This is a genomic window from Corynebacterium liangguodongii (genome assembly GCF_003070865.1).
In the GTDB taxonomy this organism is placed as follows: Bacteria; Actinomycetota; Actinomycetes; order Mycobacteriales; family Mycobacteriaceae; genus Corynebacterium; species Corynebacterium liangguodongii.
Window position 1 is genome coordinate 1,117,085 of sequence record NZ_CP026948.1, and the last position, 19,804, is coordinate 1,136,888.

Here is a 19,804-nt window from a genome sequence, read left to right on the forward strand (position 1 = left end):
CTCCATCTGGTAGGCTGGCGCGCGTTCGAAAACCGCTTACATAGTGTAAGGATCCATGATGACTCCCCCCGCTCGCCGAGACGGCACACCGGATAGAGAGAAGGACGATACGTTCTACATCTCCTATGCGCGGCCGGCCAAGAAGCAAAATGTGACACCCCACCCGCTCGAAGATAACTGGTGGGACGCCCCCGAAGAGGGCGTGCGCCTGCAAAAAGTTCTGGCTAAGGCGGGTGTCGCCTCGCGCCGCCACGCCGAGATCATGATCTCCCAGGGCCGCGTCGAGGTCAACGACACGATCGTGACCACGCAGGGAACGCGCGTGAATCCCAGCGTGGATATCATCCGCGTCGACGGCGTGCGCATCAATGTCAACGAGGAGCACGAGTACTTCGCTTTCAATAAGCCGCGCGGGGTGCAGTCGACCATGAAAGACGAGATGGATCGCACTTCGGTGGGAAGCTACGTCGCAGAGAAGACGGCTTCCGGGCAGCGGCTCTTCCACGTGGGCCGCCTCGATGCGGACACCGAGGGCCTGTTGCTGCTCACCAACGACGGCGAGCTGGCCAACCGACTGATGCACCCGCGCTACAACATCAAAAAGACCTACCTCGCCACGGTGCTCGGCGAGGCCAAGCCCACGCTCATCAAGCAGCTGCGAGAGGGCATCGAGCTTGACGACGGCCCTGCGAAGGCCGACTACGTCCAGATCGTGGACACCCACAACGGCCAGTCGATCATCCGGGTCGAACTGCACGAGGGTCGCAAGCACATCGTGCGCCGCATGCTCAAGGCCGCGGGGTACCCGGTGCAGCGTCTCGTGCGCACCAAGGTGCACACAGTCCAGCTCGGGGAGATGAAGCCCGGGTCCCTGCGCGCGCTCAATTCGGCGGAGCTGACCTCGTTGTACAAGGCGGTGGAGATGTGATGAACGCATTGTCGAATATGCCGAACGGCGGCCTCATCGTCGCGGTCGATGGGCCGAGCGGGACCGGGAAGTCGACGACGTGCCGGGCTCTGGCTAAGGAGCTCGACGCCAAATACGTCGATACCGGGGCGATGTACCGCGTGGCCACGCTTGCCGTCCTCCGGGCAGGGATCGACCCGGCCGACTCCTCGGCCGTGATCGAGGCGACGCGGGAGCTCCCGCTCGAGGTCGCGGACGACCCGGATTCCACCGAGGTCGTGCTCGCCGGTGAGGACGTCTCGCGTGAGATCCGAGGCCCGGAGGTGACGCGCAGCGTTTCCGCCGTCTCCGCGATCCCCGAGGTGCGGGAGAACCTCGTGGCGCTGCAGCGCAGCCTCGCCGCCCGCGCGCACCGCGCGATCGTTGAGGGCCGCGACATCGGCACCGTCGTGCTTGTCGACGCCCCAGTGAAAGTCTTCCTCACCGCCTCCGCCGAGGTCCGCGCGAGGCGCAGGTTCGACCAGGACGTCGCGGCGGGGAGAGAGGTCGATTTCGACACCGTTCTCGCTGACGTCCAGCGCCGCGACGAGCTTGATTCCTCCCGCGCCGTGAGCCCCCTCAAGCCGGCCGAGGACGCGACCATCATCGATACCTCCGAGATGGACCGCGACGAGGTCCTTGCCGCGTTGATCGCGTTGATCGAAAGGAGCGCGTTGTGAGCGAGGACGAGACCGAATTCTTCGAGCCGGGCACGGGCGAGGAGATCGATTGGGAGGAGCTCGAGCGCGCCTACGGCGTTGAGAACCCCGAGATTGTCGAGGAGGCGCTCCCGACTGTCTCAATCGTGGGTCGGCCCAACGTGGGGAAGTCGACGCTGGTCAATCGCTTTATCGGGCGCCGTGAGGCGGTGGTGGAGGACCACCCCGGCGTGACCCGCGATCGGGTGAGCTACATCACCGATTGGAACGGGCGGCGTTTCTTCGTCCAGGACACCGGCGGATGGGACCCGGATGCCAAGGGCATCCACGCCGCGATCGCAAGGCAGTCCGAGGCGGCGATGGAGACCTCCGACGTCATCGTGTTCGTCGTTGACTCGCACACGGGCATCACCGAAACGGATGCTGTCATGGCGCGCAACCTGCAGCGCTCCGAGGTGCCGGTGATCTTGGTGGCCAACAAGTTCGAGTCGGAGGCGCAGTGGGGCGACGTCGCAGACTTCTACTCCCTCGGTCTGGGCGACCCGTGGCCGGTCTCCGCGCTCCACGGGCGCGGAGGGGCTGACGTGCTCGACGAGATTTTGCGGCAGTTCCCGGAGGTGCCGCGCGCTGCCGACTCGGTCACGGAGGGCCCGCGCCGCGTCGCGTTGGTGGGTCGGCCGAACGTCGGCAAGTCGAGCTTGCTCAACAAGCTCTCGCGCTCTGACCGCTCCGTCGTCGACAACGTCGCGGGCACCACGGTCGACCCGGTCGATGAGCTCATCGAGCTCGACGGCGCGCTGTGGAAGTTTATCGATACAGCCGGGCTGCGCAAGAAGGTGAAAAACGCCCAGGGCCATGAGTACTACGCCTCGCTGCGCACCCGCGGCACGATCGAGGCGGCGGAGGTGTGCGTCGTGCTTATCGACGCCTCAGAGCCCATCTCCGAACAGGACCAGCGCGTCGTGTCCATGGTGCTCGAAGCGGGCAAGGCCATGGTGGTGTGCTTTAACAAGTGGGACCTCATGGACGAGGACCGTCGCTACTACTTCGACCGCGAGTTCGACGAGATGATGGGCCACCTGCCGTGGGTGACCAAACTCAACATCTCGGCCGATACCGGCCGCGGCCTGCACCGCCTCGAACCCGCGATGACGGAGGCGCTCGAGAACTGGGACAAGCGCGTCTCCACCGGCCAGCTCAACGCCTGGTTGCGCGAGGCGATCGCCGCTAACCCGCCGCCGATGAAGAACAACCGCCTCCCGAAAGTGCTCTTCGCCACAATGGCCTCCACCCGCCCGCCGACAGTCGTGCTCTTTACCACGGGGTTTTTGGATGCGGGGTACCGGCGCTACCTCGAACGGAAGTTCCGCGAACGCTTCGGCTACCACGGCACGCCGGTTCGCATAGCCGTGCGAATTAGGGAGCGACGCGCCCGCCCAAGCTAAGCGGCGTAGCCTATTTTCGAAAACGCTTGCGTGCGAATAGGTGTTCTAGTATGGTGTGTGGTGAAGGGGGACACCATGGAGAAAGATCCGCAGGAACACACACCGTTTTTTCGTACGCAGCGGCCGGGGGACCGGCTCGTCGAGCTCGCGCAACGCAAGAGGGACATCGACCACGAGGTGTACTCAGCGTGGGCCGACGCGGCCTTTGCCGTGGATGATTTTGACCGTGAGATCACGGCGATCCAGGAGGCGACGGGGGAGAGCCGTGCGGCCGTGGAGAAGGCGATCTTCGCCTACCGCCGGATGGCGGACCTTCCGTGGTTGCGCTCGATTCAAGACGCGACGAGGGTGCTCGACATCAAGCGCCTCGTCGCCATCGACAACGTCATTGGGGAGCTGGGCCCGGATCTTACCGCGGAGGCTTTCGGGGTCATCGACGAGTTCCTGGCCACCATGTTCACCCCGAAGCGGGCGAACCAGCCGCTGGCAAGTCCGCGGGCGATTACGGCCAGGCTCCGGGCGTTTATCGCGCGGCTTGACGCGCGAGTCGGCTTCGATGCGGCAAAGCGCGCCCGCCGCGCCCGCCCCGCCGGGACGGTCAAGGTCAGCGAGTACGGCGGGGCGAAGGGATGCGGTGTGGTCGTGGAGTGCGACGCCGCGACGCATGCCGTCATGCGCGCCTACAGGCACAGCGTCGCGCGCGAGCACAAGGTGAGCGAGGACGAGGCCATGCGGATGATCCTCACCGGAGCCCAGCGGGCCGAGGTGAAGGTGACGCTTTTCGGCTTCACGCCGCTCGACCCGGACGGCGCCCCCGCGGCGGGGGAGTCGGTCTACTTTCCGGGCAGCGGGTGGACGGACGCGGAGGGCACGCTAGCGGCAGAGGAGCTTGGCGGTGAGCGCCCACCGCGGGTAGTCAACCTCGACGAGGTCGCTGGGCACCGGGTTGCTGGGTATGTGGCGTCGACAAGTATGCGCGCGTACGCGCTCGCCCGCGACGGGGTGTGCCTCTGGCCGGGGTGCGACCGGGCAGCGGAGGCGTGCCAGCTCGATCACCGCATCCCCTACGACGCGGGAGGGGAGACGACTCCGAGCAATCTGTTCACTCTCTGTGCGCATCATCACAACGCCAAGACCGACACCCGCGCCTTCTACGTGCCCGACCCCGCGACGGGCGACGTGGTGTGGCTTTTCCCCGATGGGACCTACGCGCTGGCGGAGCCGGAAGGCTTCCTAGCACAGCAGCTCGGCGCGCGCGAGCCGCGCTGGAGCGTGGACGTGCACAAGCGCATGAGGGAGCGCGACCGGCAGGCGGCGTTTTCGGCCCGCGGTCACAAGATCCTCGACGACTTTGAGGCGGGAGGCAGCTACGCCGAGTGCATCCGGTTGCTTGGCGAGCTTGAGAAGGAGTTCGCGATGCGGTTCCCGATCCGCCCGCGGCCGCGCCCGCTCTACACCCCGTGGACGGATGAGAGGCCGGAGGAGACCCCGGAGGAATACGACGCGAGAATCCAACGCCTTGTAGACAGCGACCCCAACAACCGGGCTAGTTAGCCGCGCCTGTAGCAAAACGCGTCGGTGCGGTACGGCAGCGGGAGCACCTGCCCGGGCTCGCAGCCGAGCCGCTCGAAGAGATACCAGGTGAGGTTGGCGGCCATCTTCTCACGGGTCGCCGCGCCGGCGCGCAACCAATACGATCGCGTGGCCATGAGCTCGAAGAGGCCGTGGGTGGTGACGGGCTGCAGCCACGTCTCGCGGTGCTCGGCCTCGAGCCGCCACGGCGCGGCGACGGTGGGGTAGAAGCCGTCCTTCAGCACGTCCCCGGAGTGCATGATCCGGCTCAGCCGCAACACCCAGGGGTGGCGCACGTCAAGCGTGTTCCAGCACAGGAGGAGGGCGCCGCCGTCGCGCACGACGCGATCGGCCTCCCGGCTTGCCGCGACGGCGTCCACCCAGTGCCATGTTTGCGCGCAGGTTATGGCATCGACGCGAGCAGAGGCCACCCCGCTCGCCTCTGCGCACGCCCGCCACACTGGAACCCCGGGCAGCCGCCGGGCAAAGACGCTCACCATGTCCGCCGAGGGATCAAGGGCAAAGACCTTGCGCCCGGGCACAAGGAGTGTCTCGGTGAGCTTGCCGGTCCCGCAGCCGACGTCGAGAACCTCCGAGGCCCCGCTGACCAGGGCGGCGACCGCCGGGGGATAGGTTGGCCGGGCGTCGTCGTAGAGGGAGGCCCCCTGCACGAACGCGCCCGCCGCCGCTCTTTGGTGCGCGGCGTCCCGGAACGCCGGTGCGTCTTTGCGGCTCGCCTTCATAGAAACCAACTTATAGTGAATGCGTGGAAGGCCAGCACAGGGACCTAGTTGTCGTGGTGTATAACCCCGCCAAGGTGGACGAGGGGAGCCTGCGCGCGGCAGTTGGCGCGCAGGCTCCCCTCACGGCGCGGGTCGAATGGGTGGCCACGACCCCGGAGGATTCCGGCTACGCCCAGGCCGCCGCGGCGGCGCAGGCAGGGGCGGTCCTCGTCATCGCCGCCGGGGGAGACGGCACCGTCCGCCTCGTTGCCTCCGCTCTAGCGGGCAGCGGCGTCGCACTCGGCATCGTACCCGCGGGTACGGGAAATCTGCTGGCGCGCAACCTCGCGCTGGACCTGGGCCTCGAGGCATCAGTGGCCCGCGCGTTTCACGGGCGGGACAGGCGTATCGACGTCTGCGAGGCGCGCCTGCACCGGGCCGATCGCTCGACGGACGTGATGCGCTTCGTGGTCATGGCCGGCGTCGGGGCCGACGCCGAGATGATCGAGCACACCGACGAAGACCTCAAGGAGCGCATCGGCCCGGCCGCCTACGTCCCCGGGGTGGTGCGCGCGCTGCGCGGGGGCAACAACGTCCGGGCCACCTTTAGCTTCGACGGCGAGCGCGTGGCCAAAAAGCGCCTGCACACCCTCATCATCGGGAACTGCGGGGATGTCTATTCCCACGTGCCGTTGCTCCCGAACGCCCGGCCTGACGACGGGAAGCTCGATCTTGTCACCATCGCCCCGCGCGGTCCGCTGGGGTGGGCGCGCGTGGCCGCGCTCGTCGCCGGGAACACGGTCTTGAGGCTTGTGGGCCGCGGCAGCCACCTCTTTACGCCCCGGCCGCCGAACGCGATGACCTTTGAGAGCGGGGAGCGGGTGACCATCGAGTTCGGGTCACCGGAAATATTCGAAGTGGATGGCGATACGATCGGCCGCGTCCGCGCCGCGGAGATCGACATCCTCGCGGGCGCGCTCGTCGTGCGTGCCGACTAGGAAATTGTCGGGCTAACAGGATTTGAACCTGCGACCCCTACACCCCCAGTGTAGTGCGCTACCAAACTGCGCCATAGCCCGTTGTCCGCCGCGTGCGGCGAACTCGATCAGATTAGCGCACGCGACCTCACAACCGGTAATCGGCAGGTCACCGGGCCGACACCGGGCGTCGTGCGGGTAACGTATGGTCGAGGCACGCAAGGCATGCGGGCAACACGAGGTACGGAAAGGGCACTGGAGAGCGATGGGCGCTTTTGACTGGTTCTGGAAGGCGATGGGATCGACAACGCAGCGCAACGACAAGGTCTCGCGCAGCATTATCGAGCGATCCGGCGAGCTTTCCGCCCAGTTCAAGGCCTATTCCGACGAAGGCGTCGTCGAGGCGGTGCGCGCGGCGGTGGGCGAGCGGGGGATTGAGGATAAGGTCGCCTTTATCGCGGGGTTGGCGGAGGCGTCGACACGCGCGCTCGCGATGGCCCCGTTCGGTGTCCAAAGCCAGGCGGTGCTGCGCTTGTTGGAGGGCGACGTCATCCAGATGGATACCGGCGAGGGCAAGACCTTGGTCGGCGCGATGGCGGCGACGGGTTTTGCGCTCACGGGCAAGCGGGTCCACCTCATGACCGTCAACAACTACCTCGCCCAGCGCGACGCGGAGTGGATGCGCCCGCTCGTGGAGTTCTTCGGGCTCACGGTTGGGGCGGTGACGGAGGCCTCGACACGCGAAGAGCGAGTGGCGGCCTACCGCTGCGACGTTGTCTACGCGCCCGTGGCCGAGATCGGCTTCGACCACCTGCGCGATAACCAGATCACGCGGCGCGAGGACGCGGTGCAGGCGCCCGCGGACGTCGCGCTCGTCGACGAGGCGGACAGCGTGCTTATCGACGAAGCCTTGGTCCCCCTCGTCCTCGCCGGCAGCGTGGGCACCCAGCAGGCCACCGGCCGGATCACCGAGGCGGTCTCGCGCCTGTCCGCCGGGACAGACTACGCCGTCGATTCGACGGGGCGGGCGGTATCGCTGACCGAGCACGGAGCGCGCGCCATCGAGCGCTCGCTGGGAATCGAATCGCTCTACGACGCCGAGCACGTCGGCGACACGCTCGTGCGCGTCAACCTCGCGCTCCACGCGAAGGCGCTGCTCATCCGCGACGTCCACTACATCGTCGACGACGGCAAGGTCGCTCTTGTCGACGCCTCCCGCGGTCGCGTCGCCGAGCTCCAGCGCTGGCCGGACGGGCTTCAAGCCGCCGTCGAGGCGAAGGAGGGCCTCGACGTCTCCGAAGGCGGCCGCATCCTCGATTCGATCACGCTACAGGCCCTCATGCGGCGCTACCCGCAGGTGTGCGGGATGACCGGCACAGCCGTGGAGGCGACGGAGCAGCTGCGCACCTTCTACGGTCTGCGCGTCTCCGTGATCGAGCGGGCTACGCCGACGAAGCGCTTCGACGAGGCCGACCGAATCTACGCCACCGCCGCCGAGAAAAACCGCGCCATCGTCGAGGAGGTCGCGCTGCTGAACGGCCGCGGCCAGCCGGTGCTCGTGGGCACCCACGACGTGGCGGAATCCGAGGCGCTCGCGGCGCAGCTTCGCCAGCTCGGGATCGAGGTGAGCGTCCTCAACGCCAAGAACGACGCGGAGGAGGCCCGCATCATCGCGGAGGCTGGAGACGTCGGCCGGGTGACAGTGTCGACGCAGATGGCGGGCCGCGGCACCGATATCCGCCTCGGCGGGGCGGACGAGTCCGCCCGCGAAGAGGTCGTCTCCCTCGGCGGGCTGGCCGTGATCGGGACCTCGCGGCACCGCACCTCACGGCTCGACAACCAGCTGCGCGGGCGCGCGGGGCGCCAGGGCGACCCGGGGTTGACGGTGTTTTTCGTCTCGCTCGAAGACGACGTCGTGGTCACCGGCGGCGCCGATAGCAAGGTCACGGCTCAACCGGACGCCGAGGGGAGGATCACAGACCCGAAGGTCGCGGCCTTCATCGAACACTGCCGCCGGGTGACGGAGGGGCAACTGCTGGAGATCCACGCGCAAACGTGGAAGTACAACAAGCTCATCGCCGATCACCGCGATATCCTTGACGAGCGCCGCGCCGCGATCCTCGACACCCCGGTGGCGTGGAGGGAGCTTGCCGCCCGGTGCCCGCAGCGGGCCGCCGAGCTCGACGGCTTGCCCGCCGAGGTGCGCGAACAGGCCGCGCGGGAGATCATGGCCTACCACCTCGACGCCGAGTGGAGCGCCTACCTCGCGCTCATGGACGAGGTGCGCGAGTCCATCCACCTGCGGGCGATCGCCCGGGAGACCCCGATCGACGAGTATCACCGCATCGCCGTGCGCGAGTTCAAGGAGCTGGCGAACCGGGCCGTCGATCAGGCGGCGGAGACCTTTGCGAAGGTAGAGATCGATGCCGCCGGTGCCCACCTCGACGACGCGGGCTGGAAGCGCCCGAGCGCGACATGGACCTACATGGTCAGCGACAACCCGCTGTCCGGGGGCGGGAACTCGCTGATTTCCGGCGTGGCAAACATCTTCAGGTAGCCGGCGTCCGCACGCCGTTAGTCACGCGGGAGGGCGGTTGCCGGTACTATGTCCCTTAGTTGATTCGGAGCCCGCACCAGCGCGTGCTGGCTTCCGGTATTCCCAGTCATCCATACACAGCGTCAGGAGAGAGAATGAGCGAGAACACTGGTGCGCCGGAGAACCAGGTAGAGACCACTTCGGTATTCCGCGCAGACCTGCTGAAGGAGATGGAGTCTGGCGCAGCACCCTCCGAGGCGGGCGCCGGGGTGCACAACCTTCCCGAGGGTGCGGCACTTCTCGTTGTCAAGCGCGGCCCCAACGCCGGGGCGCGCTTCCTGCTCGATCAGGACGTCACCACCGCCGGCCGCCACCCGGAGGCCGACATCTTCCTCGATGACGTCACCGTGTCGCGTCGCCACGCGGAGTTCCGCCGCGACGAGGGCACCTTCGAGGTCGTTGACGTGGGATCGCTCAACGGCACCTACGTCAACCGCGAGCCGCGCAACTCCCAGACGCTGGCCGCCGGCGACGAGATCCAGATCGGCAAATTCCGTCTCGTCTTTATCGCCGACAACAAGTAAGCGACCGCAGTAGATCTCTAGGATATGAGCGCAATCCGCAGCACCTCCCCGCAACCCGCGGCCCCCGGCGCCGGTAAGCCGGCCAAGACGATGTCGATCGGCGTTGTCTTGGAGCGCCTGCGCGAAGAATTCCCGGACGTGACCGTCTCCAAGATTCGGTTCCTCGAATCGGAAGGGCTCATCACCCCGCAGCGCACGGCCTCCGGCTATCGGCGCTTCACCGACGCCGATGTCGAGCGCCTGCGCTACATTCTGGTCACCCAGCGCGACAACTACCTCCCGCTGAAGGTGATCCGCGAGCAACTCGAAGCGATGGACGCCGGAAACGTCACCCCGTTGGCCGCGCACACCCACGCCCCGCTCGTCCCGGTGCCGAAAGCGAGCTCCGGTCTCGCCTTGAGCGATGCCGAGGTGGCCCAGCGCGCCGGTGTGGACGCCGCGGCCGTCGCCTCGCTCATCTCCTCGGGCCTTATCACCCCGGACGCGTCCGGGCACTTCGACCAGGGAAGCGTCGAGGTGGCCGCCGCCGTGGCCTCGCTCGCGCAGTTCGGGTTGGACGAGCGCCACCTAAAACCTCTGCGCACGGCAGCGGCGCGCCAGGCCGATATCATCGCGCGGGTGACCGAGCCGGTGGCCAAGTCGCGCCAAAGCGGGGCCAAGGAGAAGGCGAACGACCTTGAGCAGCAGCTCACCGCGCTGGTGGTCTCGCTCCACGCCGCCTTGGTGCGCAACGAGCTGAAGAACTTGGGCGCCTAAATGCTCGAGGCGGAGTTCTCCGGCATTCATCCTTTCGGCCCGGAGCGTTTTTTGTGCGTGCTCCTCTACGTCGAGCAGCGTAGACGGTTCTTGCCCGTGTGGGTCTCGCCCATCGACGGCACCCGCCTGGCGGGGCGGTTCGAAGGGTGGCACCCCCGGCGGCCGCACGCCGTCGACGCCCTCGCCGATATCGTCCGGCGCGAGGGCGCGGAGAAGGTTTCGATCCTCAGCGTGCACGAGGGCGTCTACATCGCGTCGGTGCAGCTCGGCAGCGGGGAATCGATCGACCTGCGCCCGAGCGACGCCTTCGCCCTGGCGGTGGAGGAGCGGCTAGACATCGAGGTGAGCGAGGACGTTGTTGCCGCCGCGGGCGTGTGGTGCAGCTCCGCGGACGCCCTGACCTATCTTGACCTCGACATCCCCGAGCTTGACGGCGCGGGTGCCGAGGCCGAAGCGCCGAGTGACGACGACGGGTCGTTCGCGGAGCTCATGCGGCACCTCGGGGTGGAGGAGGAGGACCTTTCCGGGGCCGACGATGCGGGTGGTACGGATGTGACTGATGGGGAAGAGTAACCCTAAAGGTAAAGTTTTGGTTTAGAGTTCGGCGTGTTGCGCCGTCGAGGCTTGACCGATGTCTATGCTTGGCCTTTAATGAATGTGAGGCCCGAATCAAAACTTCATGGGAGTAATTACGTGAGCGAGAAAAACGACACCCGCCCGGTGCAAGAAACCCTGTTCGACCTGGGCCCCTCCGACGAGGTTGGCTACCGCGTGCCCATCGCGTGCCAGGTCGCAGGCATTACCTACCGCCAGCTGGACTACTGGGCGCGGACCAACCTGGTGCGCCCCTCCATCCGCGGCGCCAAGGGCTCCGGCTCCCAGCGTCTCTATTCGTTTAAGGACATCCTCGTCCTCAAGATCGTCAAGCGCCTGCTTGACACCGGAATCTCCCTGCAGAACATCCGCCTCGCGGTGGATAAGCTGCGCGACCGCGGCGTTAACGACATCGCGGAGATCACCCTCGTCTCCGACGGGCGCACGGTCTACGAATGCCGCAGCAGCGAGGAGATCATCGACCTGCTCGGCGGCGGGCAGGGCGTGTTCGGCATCGCCGTGCCGCAGATCATGCGGGAGCTCACCGGCACCATCTCCTCGTTCCCCTCCGAGCGCGTCGCCGACGATGGCGACGTCGCCGAGGTAGTTAGTATCGACGAACTCGCCGCGCGCCGGCGCCGCAAGTCCTCCTAGCCCGCAATCCCGGCCGCGGCCTTGATGGCCGGGGCCACCTGATCGCCCCGCTGCGCCTCCGCCGCGGACTTTGCCGCGCCGCGCAGCGCCTGGTCCTGCTGACCCTCTCCCACGTGAACGACGGCGATGTTCGCATTGTCGATACCTGCGATGAACGCGTTGTCGTCGCCGCCGTCGGCGGTCCCTGTGGTCACCACGACGATGCGGGTTGACCCCGCGCTCTCGCTCACCGCGGCGGTGACGGCCTCCCGGGTGCGAGGCACCCCGCCGTTGAGGAACCTGCCCACCGCGTCGGCGACCGCCTCCGCGTCGGGGGTGAGCGCCACGTTGCGGCGATAGCCGTTGACCACACCGGGGTTGAGGGGGGAGGAGTAGTTCCATAGCGCCACGCTCTTGCCGGAGGCGGCTACAGCGCGCGCCGCGTCGGCGATGCCGCGTTCTGCCTCGGTCATGTACGGCGCCATCGCCTCGGAGGTATCGAGCAGGAAGAGCGTGTCCATCGGCCCGCCATCGGCAAGCTTCGCACCGGGGTCCGTGTGCTGCGTGATGTTCTCTCCGCCGGACGGCGTCGCCGCGGCCCACACGAGATCCGAGATCGCGGGCTGTTGCCCGGCGTCTGCGGCCGCGGGATCGCGCATGGCCTTGGCAAAGTCCTGCCCGGCGCGGGCCTGCTCCTCGCTGATACTATCGGCTTGGTTGAGGGGGATCGCGGTGTAGACGACCTCGCCCTCCACGGGGGAGAAGGTGTAGCCGGCGGGGACGTTTCCCTCGGATGTCGCAACGAAATCGCTCACCTCGGCCGCGCCAGCCAGATTTTGGGCGCGCCGCGCGGTGAGCGCCTCGACGGCCTCCTCGTCGTTGGCTGCCAGTGCAGATGCGACCAGTGCAGAGGCTGCGGGCTCCTCGTCGACGGGGAAGGTGACCTCCCCAAGCTTCGCCTCGGCCGGGCCGCCCTTGTGAGCCACGCCCACTTTCACGGCGGCTACCGGGCTCGGCTCAGACGTCGCGGCGGTGCGGCCTCGTTGCGCCAGCTCCTGGTGGGCGACCGGGGTATTCGGCGCGATGTAGACCGCGGCGTCGGCGACCGAGTCCACGACGGTGGGGTTAATGCAATAATCGCGCACGACAGGGGAGGTGGCGGCATAGTCGTGGGCGAGCTTCTCGCCGAGCCGCTTATCGGCGGCGGCGATGGGGAGCTCGAGCTCACCCGCGACGCAGCTCGGCGGCTCTGGCGCGGCCTGAGGGTCCCCCTCGCGCGGGCGGAGCGCCCACGCCACCGCGGCGATGAGGACGATGGCCACGGCCACGATCGCGGCGATCGCGCGGCCGGAGAGCGCGTAGTTGTTCGTACCGGAAGCGTGACGCCCCATATAAACCACCTTTGCCAGGGATGAACGGTTCCCGTTTGGCTACATCCTAGCCGCCGACGATGAGGTTAGTCCTCGTGGGTCCAGTCGGAAACCGTGCCCACATACTCCTCGATGATGTCCTCGAGAGCGAGAACGCCGACGAGCTCACCGTTGTCGCGCACCTGGGCCATGTGGGCGGAGCGACGGTGCATGGCCGTCAAGGCGTCGTCAAGCGAGCCAGCCCCGTCGACGATGCTGAGGCGGCGGATCCGCGAGGTGGGCACCACCGGGTTGGGGTCATCCGACGCCATGAGGTCGAGGATGTCCTTGACGTGGAGGTAGCCCACGAGCGCCCCGCCGGCGCGCTCGATGGGGAAGCGAGAATAACCCGTCTCGCGCACCGCCTGCTCGATCACCACGAGCGGGATGCCCGCATTGGAATACGGGATGGTCTTGAGCTCGCTCAGAGGAATAATCACCTCCTTGAGGCTGCGCGAATCCGACCTTAAGGCCTTGGCGAGCCGTGCCGTCTCCTCGGCGTCGAGAAGACCCTCCTCGCGCGATTCCATGATCATGCTCTCGAGCTGCTGCTCGTCCACCGTCGACTCCAGCTCGTCGCGCTGCTCCACGCCGAATGCCCGCAGGGTTATCCGTGCCACCCAGTTCAGCGCTCGGATAATCGGGCCAGCCACCGTCACCCATGCCTTCATCGCCGGGGTGAGCCACAGGGCGAGCTGCTCGGGGCCAGCGATCGCGATGTTCTTCGGCACCATCTCACCGAACAAGATGTGGAGCCAAGAGATGATCGCCAGCGCGATAACGAAGGCTACGGGGTGGAGCATGTCGGCCGGAACGCCGAGTGCGGTAAACGGAACCTCGATGTAGTGGGCGATGGCCGGCTCGGCGACCTTGCCCAAGATCAGCGAGCAGATCGTGATGCCGAATTGGGCGCCGGCAAGGTAGATCGAGAGGTGCTCGACCGCGTCGATGACCCGCTGGGCCTCGCCCTTGCCCTGCGCCAGCATCGATTCGAGGCGGTCGCGCCGTGAGGAGACAAGGGCGAACTCGGCGGCGACGAAAAACGCGTTACACGCCAACAGGACTGCGATGAGGAGCAGCGCTAACCAAATGCTCATCGGCCCTGCTCCTTCACGTCGGTTGCGGGCACGGGGGTGAGAATCGCCTTGTCCACGCGCCTATCGTCCATGACGGTGACGTGCGCCGTCCACCGCCCTGCGTTGCCGGACTCGAAATGCTCCTGGAAGCCTCCGTCGGCCTCCGGAAGAAGAACCTTGTCGCCAACGGATGGTAGACGGCCAAGCGTCGCCATGATCAACCCGCCGAGGGTCTCGTAAGGGCCGTCAGGGGCGGTGTAGCTCAGGCGTTCCCCAAGCTCGTCGAGGCGCACGAGGCCCGAGACTTCCCACGAGGATCCGAAGCGTTGGAAATCCCGCTCGGATTCCCTGTCGTCGTACTCGTCGTAGAACTCGCCGAGAAGCTCCTCGACGACGTCTTCGATGGTGACCAGCCCCTGCGTCCCGCCGTACTCGTCTGCAACCAGCACGACCTGCGAGCCGGCCGAGCGCACCCGGTTGAGCACGGCGTCGCCGTCGAGGGTGCCCGGGATCACCGGGACGGGGCGGGCGAGCTCGCCGAGCAGGGTCGAGCAACGCTGCGCCTTGTCCACGGAAAACGCGTCCTTGACGTGCACGACTCCCACCGTGTCGTCGAGGTCTCCCCGGCGCACGGGGAAGCGGGAGTGCCCGGTCGAGCGGGCCAGGTCGATGAGATCGGCTACGGTGTCGCCCGCGTCGAGGGACTCGATGCGCGAGCGCGGGGTCATGACCTCCTCCGCGGTCGTGTCCCCGAACTGGAGCGAGCGGTCGATCACGCGCGCGGTCTCGGCGTCGAAGCTGCCGGCCTCCACCGAGTTGCGCACCATCGCGCCGAGCTCCTGCGCGGAACGCGCCGAGGCAAGCTCGTCGGCCGGTTCAATTCCGAGCTTGCGAACCACCCAGTTGGCCGAGCGGTTAAGCGCCCTGATGAACCACGCGAGAGCGGTGTTAAACGCGTTGACCGGGGGGACAACAAAGCGGGCCGTGTGCAGCGGTTCCGTAATCGCGATGTTTTTGGGCACGAGCTCGCCGAAGACCATGGAGAGGAACGTTGCCACGAGCAGGGCGAGAATGAGCGCGACGCTTGTCGACGCCCCCTCGCTCAGCCCCACGGCGTGAAGCAAAGGGGTGAAGTACTTGCCGAGTACGGGTTCGGCCAAGAAACCCGCGGCCAGGGTGGTTACCGTAATGCCCAGCTGCGCGCCGGAGAGGACAAAGGAGAGGTTCGCGTGATCGCGCGCGACCGCCTTCGCGGCGCGGTCTCCCACATCGCGCGCGTGCGCGTCGACGGTGGAGCGCTCCAGGCCCGTCATGGCGAACTCGATGGCCACGAAGAGCCCGGTCGACGCCGTCAGCGCGATGAAGCCGAGAAGAGAGAGGATCGATATGAATATGTCCATGGCCTAGCTTCGCCCGGTACTCCTTCGTCGTCGGCGGTTCTGGGTAGGCTGCGCGTGCGCCCGATCTTGACCGGGAGGCGGCAGAGGTGTCCCCGCAGGCTCTCGCGCGCCCGTAATCTTAGCCAACTCGGCCGAATCCGGCGTCACCCGCACCGCCTTGGCGCGCACACCCGCCTTGTCCATCAACGCGGCGACCTCGCGCTCCTGTTCGTCGAGCACGAGGGTCACCACGGTCCCGGAGGTTCCGGCGCGCGCCGTGCGGCCCGCCCGGTGCAGGTAGGCCTTGTGCTCAGCGGGGGGATCGACGTGGACGACAAGGGAGACGTCGTCGACGTCGATGCCGCGGGCGGCGATGTCGGTGGCCACTAACACCGGCGTCGAGCCGTCCCCGAAGCCCTCGAGCGCGCGGGTGCGCGCGCCCTGGCCCTTATCGCCGTGCAGGCCCTGGGCGTTGATGCCCACGCGGCGCAGCTTCTTGACCTGCCGGTCGACGCCGTGTTTCGTGCGCATGAACATGATCGTCCTGCCTTCGCGGGCGCCGATGCGCGCAACCACCTCGCTGCGCTGGTCGCGATCGCCGACGAGCAGGCGGTAGTGGGTCATCGTATCCACCGCGGCCTGCGCCGGGGCGGTCGAGTGCGTGACGGGGTCGTGCATATAGCGCGCGATGAGCTTCTCGACGTCCCCGTCGAGCGTGGCAGAGAACAACAGGCGCTGCCCGCCGGACGGGGTGCGATCGAGCAGCTTGCGCACCTGCGGTAGAAAGCCCATGTCCGCCATCTGGTCGGCCTCATCGAGCGCGGTGATCTCCACCGCGTCGAAAAAGAGCTTGCCCTGGCCGATAAGGTCCTCCGCCCGCCCCGGAGTGGCTACGAGGAGATCGACGGGGCGCGCCAGGGAACGGATGTGGTTGTTGATGTTGACCCCGCCGACGACGTCTAACACGCGCAGGCCGAGCGCGGCCGCCGGGTCCTCGAGCCGCTCGCGGATCTGCGCCGCGAGCTCGCGCGTGGGCGCGAGGATCAGGCCGCGGGGGTGGCCGGGGCGCGACGGGGCGCCGGCGAGGCGGGTGAGCATGGGGAGCCCGAAGGTAAAGGTCTTGCCCGAGCCGGTCGGGCCGCGGCCGAGGACGTCGCGGCCCGACAAGGCGTCGGGGATCGCGGCGGCCTGGATCGGGAACGGCTCCGTGATCGCCTGCTTCTGCAGGACGGTGACGATGGGTCGGGGAAGGCCGAGGTCGGCAAAAGAAGTCATTGCGGCTAAGCCTACCCTGCGCCCGGCCGATCCTAGTAGGTGAGCTCTTCGCGGTCTCCCGACCAGGCGGTGTGGAAGGTGCCCTCCATGTCCACGCGGCGGTAGGTGTGGGCACCGAAGAAGTCGCGCTGGCCCTGGATGAGCGCGGCCGGCAGCCGCTTGGAGCGCAGGGAATCGTAGTAGGACAGCGAGGAGGCGAAGACGGGGACGGGCAAGCCGAGCTGCGTGGCCACGACCACGACCCGGCGCCAGGAATCGATCAGCCCGCCACTGAGTTCGGAGCGGAAGTACGGGTCAAGCAGCAGCGAGGGGAGGTCGGGGTCGTTTTCGTAGGCCTCGGTGATGCGCCCGAGGAACTTCGCGCGGATGATGCAGCCGCCGCGCCAGATCCGGGCGAGGTCGCCGGGCTTGAGGCCCCAGCCGTATTCCTGCGAGCCCGCGTTGATTTCGTCGAAACCCTGCGCGTAGGCGACGAGCTTCGAGGCGTAGAGCGCGCGGCGCACGTCCTCGACGAACTGTGCCTTATCCACGCCGAGGGTCTCGAGCGTGCTCACCTCGCCCGCGGGCAGGCCGATGCGCTGGGCCGCCTCGCGCTGCGCGAGGGCGGAGGACAGCGCGCGGGCGAAGACCGCCTCGCCGATGCCGGTGACGGGCACGCCGAGATCGAGCGCGCCCTTGACCGTCCAGCGGCCGGTGCCCTTCTGGCCCGCGGCGTCGACGATGATGTCGATAAACGGAGCGCCAGTGCGGCGGTCGACTTGGCGCAGGATCTCGGCGGTGATCTCGATGAGGTAGGAATCGAGGTCGCCCTGGTTCCACTCCGCGAAGATCTCCGCAAGCTGAGCGGGCTCGATGCCCGCGGCGTAGCGCAGCAGGTGGTAGGCCTCGCCGATGACCTGCATGTCGGCGTACTCGATGCCGTTGTGGACCATCTTGACAAAGTGGCCGGCGCCGTCGGGGCCGATGTGCGTCACGCACGGGGTGCCGTCGACCTTTGCCGCGATGTCTTCGAGGAGCGGGCCGAGGGTCTCCCACGATTCTTTGGGGCCGCCCGGCATGATCGACGGGCCGGTCAGCGCACCCTCCTCGCCGCCGGAGATGCCGGCGCCGACGAAGTGGCGACCGCGGGCGGAGACTTCCTTTTCGCGGCGGATGGTGTCTGTAAACAGGGAGTTTCCGCCGTCGATGATGATGTCGCCTTCGTCCATCGCATCAACGAGCTGGTTGATTACCGCGTCGGTCGCGGGGCCGGCCTGGACCATGATGATGGCCTTGCGGGGGCGCTCGAGGGAGGCGACGAAGTCTTCGATGGTCTCGGAGGCGATGAAGTCGCCCTCGTGTCCGTGGGCCTCAATAACGGCTCGGGTTTTTTCCGGAGAGCGGTTATAGATGGCCACGGTGTGGCCCTTGGATGCGAAGTTGCGCGCGAGGTTGGAACCCATCACGGCCATTCCCACGACGCCGATCTGGGCGAGTTTGGTACCGGTTGTCATGGCAGCGATCCTACAAGGTCGACGGCCGGGGGTGGCGCACGCGACGCCGAAAATCTCGCGCGGGACGTGACTGTTGGGATATGGTGGCCGTATGAGTGTTATGGATCACAGGTTTGGCGGGAAGAAGCTCGAACGCCCGCTTGACGACGCCGAGTTGGCTGCCTTCAACGCATCAACGCGGGGCCTCGCCCGCACGCTCGGGATCACGCTGACGTTTATCAGCGGCGAGCGCGCCGAGGGATACGTCGACGTCGAGGAGCGTCACCACCAGGTCACCGGCATCGCCAACGGTGGGCTCTACTGTGCGATCGGGGAGACCCTCGGGTCAGTCGCAGGGGCAGCTGCTTCCGGTCACACTGTGGTGGGGATGAACAACAACACCGATCTTCTTGGCAGCGTGGACGCTGGCCGCATCGACGCGGTCGCGCTGCCCGTACATGTCGGCAGGTCGACCCACCTGTGGCGCGTAGAGATGTGGCACGAAGCCAGGCTCGTGGCCACGACAAACCTGCGGCTCATGGTGCTTGCAGAGCGGCGGGTGGGGAGCTAGAGCCAGTTGTTCTTGCGGAACCACCAATACATCACGGCCATCACCGTGGCCATGACGATGAGCACGGCGGGATAGCCCCAGCGCCAGGCCAGCTCCGGCATGTAGGTGAAGTTCATTCCGTAGATCCCCGCGATCATCGTCGGCGCGGCGGCCATTCCCACGACCGCGGAGATGGTGCGCATGTCGCTGTTTTGCTGCATGCTCACCTTGGCCTCGGCGGCGTGCAGGAGCGAGGTGAGCCGTTCGTCGAAGCCCGAGACCTGGTCGCTGACGATAGCGGCGTTGTCCTGGACGTCGCGGAAATACGAGCGCAGCATCTTGCGCAGGATGTCCTTGTTGTTGACTAGCCCGGAGCGCAGGGCGGGGACCAAGGGATCGATGGCGTGGCGCATCTCCAAGATCTCGCGCTTATACATGTAGATCTTGTCGATGTTGATGTCGCGGCGCGGGGTGAAGACCTCGTTTTCCAGATCGTCGACGTCGCGCTCGAGTGCGGAGGCGACGCGCAGGTAGTTGTCGACGACGTAGTCGAAGACCTTCCATGCGGCGGCGGGAGGGCCCAGGATGGCGAGCTCTTCGTCCTCCTCGAGCTGGCGGGTGAGGTCGGGCAGCGGCGCGTTGTGCCGGATGGTCAGCGCGAACTTCGGCCCGAGCACAACTTGTACCTCGCCGGTGGAGATGATCTCGCGGGCGTCGTCGACTTCCTCATCGTCCCGGTAGTACACGGAGCGAACAACCATGAAGAGCTGGTCGTCGTAGCGCTCCATCTTGGGACGCTGGTGTGCATCGACGATGTCGTCGACAATGAGCTCGTGGAGGTCGAAGATCTCGGCGATCTTCTCCATCTGGTGCGTGTCCGGCTCGCTGAGAGAGAGCCAGACGAACCCGTTGTCGTTCTCCTCGACAAGGCGCAGGGCGTGGGTGATGCGTGCGTCGCCAGGCAGCTTCTTGCCATCGATGAAGATCCGGCAGAAATCGACGTTGCGCTCGATGGGGACCGGCACACCGGAATGACTACGGGGCTGCGGCTCGGTACGCTTCTGTCGCGCGAGGGGTAGCGGCAAACGTGGTGGCATGGTGGCCCCCTTCCATGAGGATGTGTCGGTGAGTACGGGCTCGAAGAGAATACTACGCAAAGGCCTCTAGCACGGACTGCACCCGCAGCGTGAAAGCAAAAACTCGGTCACCCCGGGGTCAG

The 19,804-nt window shown here is 67.1% G+C and carries 18 protein-coding genes and 1 tRNA gene; 11 read left to right on the plus strand and 8 right to left on the minus strand.

What is annotated here, in order from left to right; translation table 11 throughout:
- Positions 1-58: 58 nt before the first annotated feature.
- From C3E79_RS05335 to C3E79_RS05350, 4 genes are all read left to right on the plus strand, one after another.
- Complete coding sequence (locus C3E79_RS05335; RefSeq protein WP_108403981.1) at positions 59-928, plus strand: pseudouridine synthase; 870 nt, start codon at positions 59-61, stop codon at positions 926-928.
- Complete coding sequence (gene cmk / locus C3E79_RS05340) at positions 928-1,626, plus strand: (d)CMP kinase (protein ID WP_108403982.1); 699 nt, start codon at positions 928-930, stop codon at positions 1,624-1,626. The genes C3E79_RS05335 and cmk overlap by 1 nt, the downstream gene beginning before the upstream one ends.
- Entirely contained in the window at positions 1,623-3,050 is a 1,428-nt protein-coding gene (gene der, locus C3E79_RS05345; RefSeq protein WP_108403983.1) for a ribosome biogenesis GTPase Der, read from the plus strand. The genes cmk and der overlap by 4 nt, the downstream gene beginning before the upstream one ends.
- Before the next feature lie 75 nt (positions 3,051-3,125).
- Positions 3,126-4,604 (plus strand): HNH endonuclease signature motif containing protein, encoded by a 1,479-nt coding sequence (locus tag C3E79_RS05350; protein ID WP_108405071.1) that lies wholly within the window; start codon positions 3,126-3,128, stop codon positions 4,602-4,604.
- Here C3E79_RS05350 and C3E79_RS05355 read toward each other — a convergent pair.
- Complete coding sequence (locus C3E79_RS05355; RefSeq protein ID WP_108403984.1) at positions 4,601-5,365, minus strand: class I SAM-dependent methyltransferase; 765 nt, start codon at positions 5,363-5,365, stop codon at positions 4,601-4,603. The genes C3E79_RS05350 and C3E79_RS05355 overlap by 4 nt on opposite strands.
- A 23-nt stretch (positions 5,366-5,388) precedes the next feature.
- Between C3E79_RS05355 and C3E79_RS05360 the strand changes: the two genes are divergently transcribed.
- Positions 5,389-6,342 (plus strand): diacylglycerol/lipid kinase family protein, encoded by a 954-nt coding sequence (locus C3E79_RS05360; protein ID WP_108403985.1) that lies wholly within the window; start codon positions 5,389-5,391, stop codon positions 6,340-6,342.
- 7 nt (positions 6,343-6,349) lie between these two features.
- On the opposite strand, the gene C3E79_RS05365 is transcribed toward C3E79_RS05360, so the two are convergent.
- Positions 6,350-6,423: transfer RNA gene (locus tag C3E79_RS05365), tRNA-Pro, on the minus strand.
- Positions 6,424-6,586: 163 nt separating this feature from the next.
- Between C3E79_RS05365 and secA2 the strand changes: the two genes are divergently transcribed.
- The 5 genes from secA2 to C3E79_RS05390 all read left to right on the plus strand — a co-directional run bounded on the left by secA2 (position 6,587) and on the right by C3E79_RS05390 (position 11,445).
- Positions 6,587-8,878: an accessory Sec system translocase SecA2 gene (gene secA2, locus C3E79_RS05370; RefSeq protein WP_108403986.1), complete on the plus strand. Its 2,292-nt coding sequence runs from the start codon at positions 6,587-6,589 to the stop codon at positions 8,876-8,878.
- A 134-nt stretch (positions 8,879-9,012) separates the two neighbouring features.
- Positions 9,013-9,441 (plus strand): oxoglutarate dehydrogenase inhibitor Odhl, encoded by a 429-nt coding sequence (odhI, locus tag C3E79_RS05375; RefSeq protein ID WP_108403987.1) that lies wholly within the window; start codon positions 9,013-9,015, stop codon positions 9,439-9,441.
- A 24-nt stretch (positions 9,442-9,465) separates the two neighbouring features.
- Positions 9,466-10,197 carry a transcriptional regulator FtsR gene (gene ftsR / locus C3E79_RS05380; RefSeq protein ID WP_108403988.1) on the plus strand — a complete coding sequence of 244 codons (732 nt, stop codon included), beginning with the start codon at positions 9,466-9,468 and terminating at the stop codon, positions 10,195-10,197.
- The gene (locus C3E79_RS05385) at positions 10,198-10,770 is read left to right on the plus strand and encodes a bifunctional nuclease domain-containing protein (protein ID WP_108403989.1); all 573 of its coding nucleotides are present in this window, start codon (positions 10,198-10,200) and stop codon (positions 10,768-10,770) included.
- A 78-nt stretch (positions 10,771-10,848) separates the two neighbouring features.
- Positions 10,849-11,445, plus strand: a complete 597-nt coding sequence (locus C3E79_RS05390; RefSeq protein ID WP_412778849.1) for a MerR family transcriptional regulator — start codon at positions 10,849-10,851, stop codon at positions 11,443-11,445.
- On the opposite strand, the gene C3E79_RS05395 is transcribed toward C3E79_RS05390, so the two are convergent.
- From C3E79_RS05395 to gndA, 5 genes are all read right to left on the minus strand, one after another.
- Positions 11,442-12,815 carry a hypothetical protein gene (locus tag C3E79_RS05395; protein ID WP_108403991.1) on the minus strand — a complete coding sequence of 458 codons (1,374 nt, stop codon included), beginning with the start codon at positions 12,813-12,815 and terminating at the stop codon, positions 11,442-11,444. The two genes, C3E79_RS05390 and C3E79_RS05395, sit on opposite strands and share 4 nt — an antisense overlap.
- A gap of 65 nt (positions 12,816-12,880) precedes the next feature.
- A complete protein-coding gene (locus tag C3E79_RS05400) occupies positions 12,881-13,930 on the minus strand; it encodes a hemolysin family protein (protein WP_108403992.1) in 1,050 nt (349 codons plus the stop codon).
- Entirely contained in the window at positions 13,927-15,309 is a 1,383-nt protein-coding gene (locus C3E79_RS05405) for a hemolysin family protein (protein ID WP_108403993.1), read from the minus strand. The genes C3E79_RS05400 and C3E79_RS05405 overlap by 4 nt, the downstream gene beginning before the upstream one ends.
- A 3-nt stretch (positions 15,310-15,312) precedes the next feature.
- Positions 15,313-16,563: a DEAD/DEAH box helicase gene (locus tag C3E79_RS05410; protein WP_108403994.1), complete on the minus strand. Its 1,251-nt coding sequence runs from the start codon at positions 16,561-16,563 to the stop codon at positions 15,313-15,315.
- Positions 16,564-16,595: 32 nt separating this feature from the next.
- Positions 16,596-18,056 carry an NADP-dependent phosphogluconate dehydrogenase gene (gene gndA, locus C3E79_RS05415; protein ID WP_108403995.1) on the minus strand — a complete coding sequence of 487 codons (1,461 nt, stop codon included), beginning with the start codon at positions 18,054-18,056 and terminating at the stop codon, positions 16,596-16,598.
- Between the two features lie 100 nt (positions 18,057-18,156).
- On the opposite strand from gndA, the gene C3E79_RS05420 reads away from it, so the two are divergent.
- Positions 18,157-18,606, plus strand: a complete 450-nt coding sequence (locus C3E79_RS05420) for a PaaI family thioesterase (protein ID WP_108403996.1) — start codon at positions 18,157-18,159, stop codon at positions 18,604-18,606.
- On the opposite strand, the gene C3E79_RS05425 is transcribed toward C3E79_RS05420, so the two are convergent.
- On the minus strand, positions 18,603-19,682 hold the full coding sequence (locus C3E79_RS05425; RefSeq protein ID WP_108403997.1) for a magnesium and cobalt transport protein CorA: 1,080 nt from the start codon (positions 19,680-19,682) through the stop codon (positions 18,603-18,605). The genes C3E79_RS05420 and C3E79_RS05425 overlap by 4 nt on opposite strands.
- Between the last annotated feature and the right edge of the window lie 122 nt (positions 19,683-19,804).

Excerpts from the sequence above, each read along its gene's own strand:
- C3E79_RS05335 (WP_108403981.1), top strand. The coding sequence starts at position 59 with ATGACTCCCCCCGCTCGCCGAGACGGCACACCGGATAGAGAGAAGGAC.
- cmk (WP_108403982.1), top strand. The coding sequence starts at position 928 with ATGAACGCATTGTCGAATATGCCGAACGGCGGCCTCATCGTCGCGGTC.
- C3E79_RS05350 (WP_108405071.1), top strand. The coding sequence starts at position 3,126 with ATGGAGAAAGATCCGCAGGAACACACACCGTTTTTTCGTACGCAGCGG.
- C3E79_RS05355 (WP_108403984.1), bottom strand. The coding sequence starts at position 5,365 with ATGAAGGCGAGCCGCAAAGACGCACCGGCGTTCCGGGACGCCGCGCAC.
- secA2 (WP_108403986.1), top strand. The coding sequence starts at position 6,587 with ATGGGCGCTTTTGACTGGTTCTGGAAGGCGATGGGATCGACAACGCAG.
- odhI (WP_108403987.1), top strand. The coding sequence starts at position 9,013 with ATGAGCGAGAACACTGGTGCGCCGGAGAACCAGGTAGAGACCACTTCG.
- ftsR (WP_108403988.1), top strand. The coding sequence starts at position 9,466 with ATGAGCGCAATCCGCAGCACCTCCCCGCAACCCGCGGCCCCCGGCGCC.
- C3E79_RS05385 (WP_108403989.1), top strand. The coding sequence starts at position 10,198 with ATGCTCGAGGCGGAGTTCTCCGGCATTCATCCTTTCGGCCCGGAGCGT.
- C3E79_RS05390 (WP_412778849.1), top strand. The coding sequence starts at position 10,849 with ATGAATGTGAGGCCCGAATCAAAACTTCATGGGAGTAATTACGTGAGC.
- C3E79_RS05395 (WP_108403991.1), bottom strand. The coding sequence starts at position 12,815 with ATGGGGCGTCACGCTTCCGGTACGAACAACTACGCGCTCTCCGGCCGC.
- C3E79_RS05400 (WP_108403992.1), bottom strand. The coding sequence starts at position 13,930 with ATGAGCATTTGGTTAGCGCTGCTCCTCATCGCAGTCCTGTTGGCGTGT.
- C3E79_RS05405 (WP_108403993.1), bottom strand. The coding sequence starts at position 15,309 with ATGGACATATTCATATCGATCCTCTCTCTTCTCGGCTTCATCGCGCTG.
- C3E79_RS05410 (WP_108403994.1), bottom strand. The coding sequence starts at position 16,563 with ATGACTTCTTTTGCCGACCTCGGCCTTCCCCGACCCATCGTCACCGTC.
- gndA (WP_108403995.1), bottom strand. The coding sequence starts at position 18,056 with ATGACAACCGGTACCAAACTCGCCCAGATCGGCGTCGTGGGAATGGCC.
- C3E79_RS05420 (WP_108403996.1), top strand. The coding sequence starts at position 18,157 with ATGGATCACAGGTTTGGCGGGAAGAAGCTCGAACGCCCGCTTGACGAC.
- C3E79_RS05425 (WP_108403997.1), bottom strand. The coding sequence starts at position 19,682 with ATGCCACCACGTTTGCCGCTACCCCTCGCGCGACAGAAGCGTACCGAG.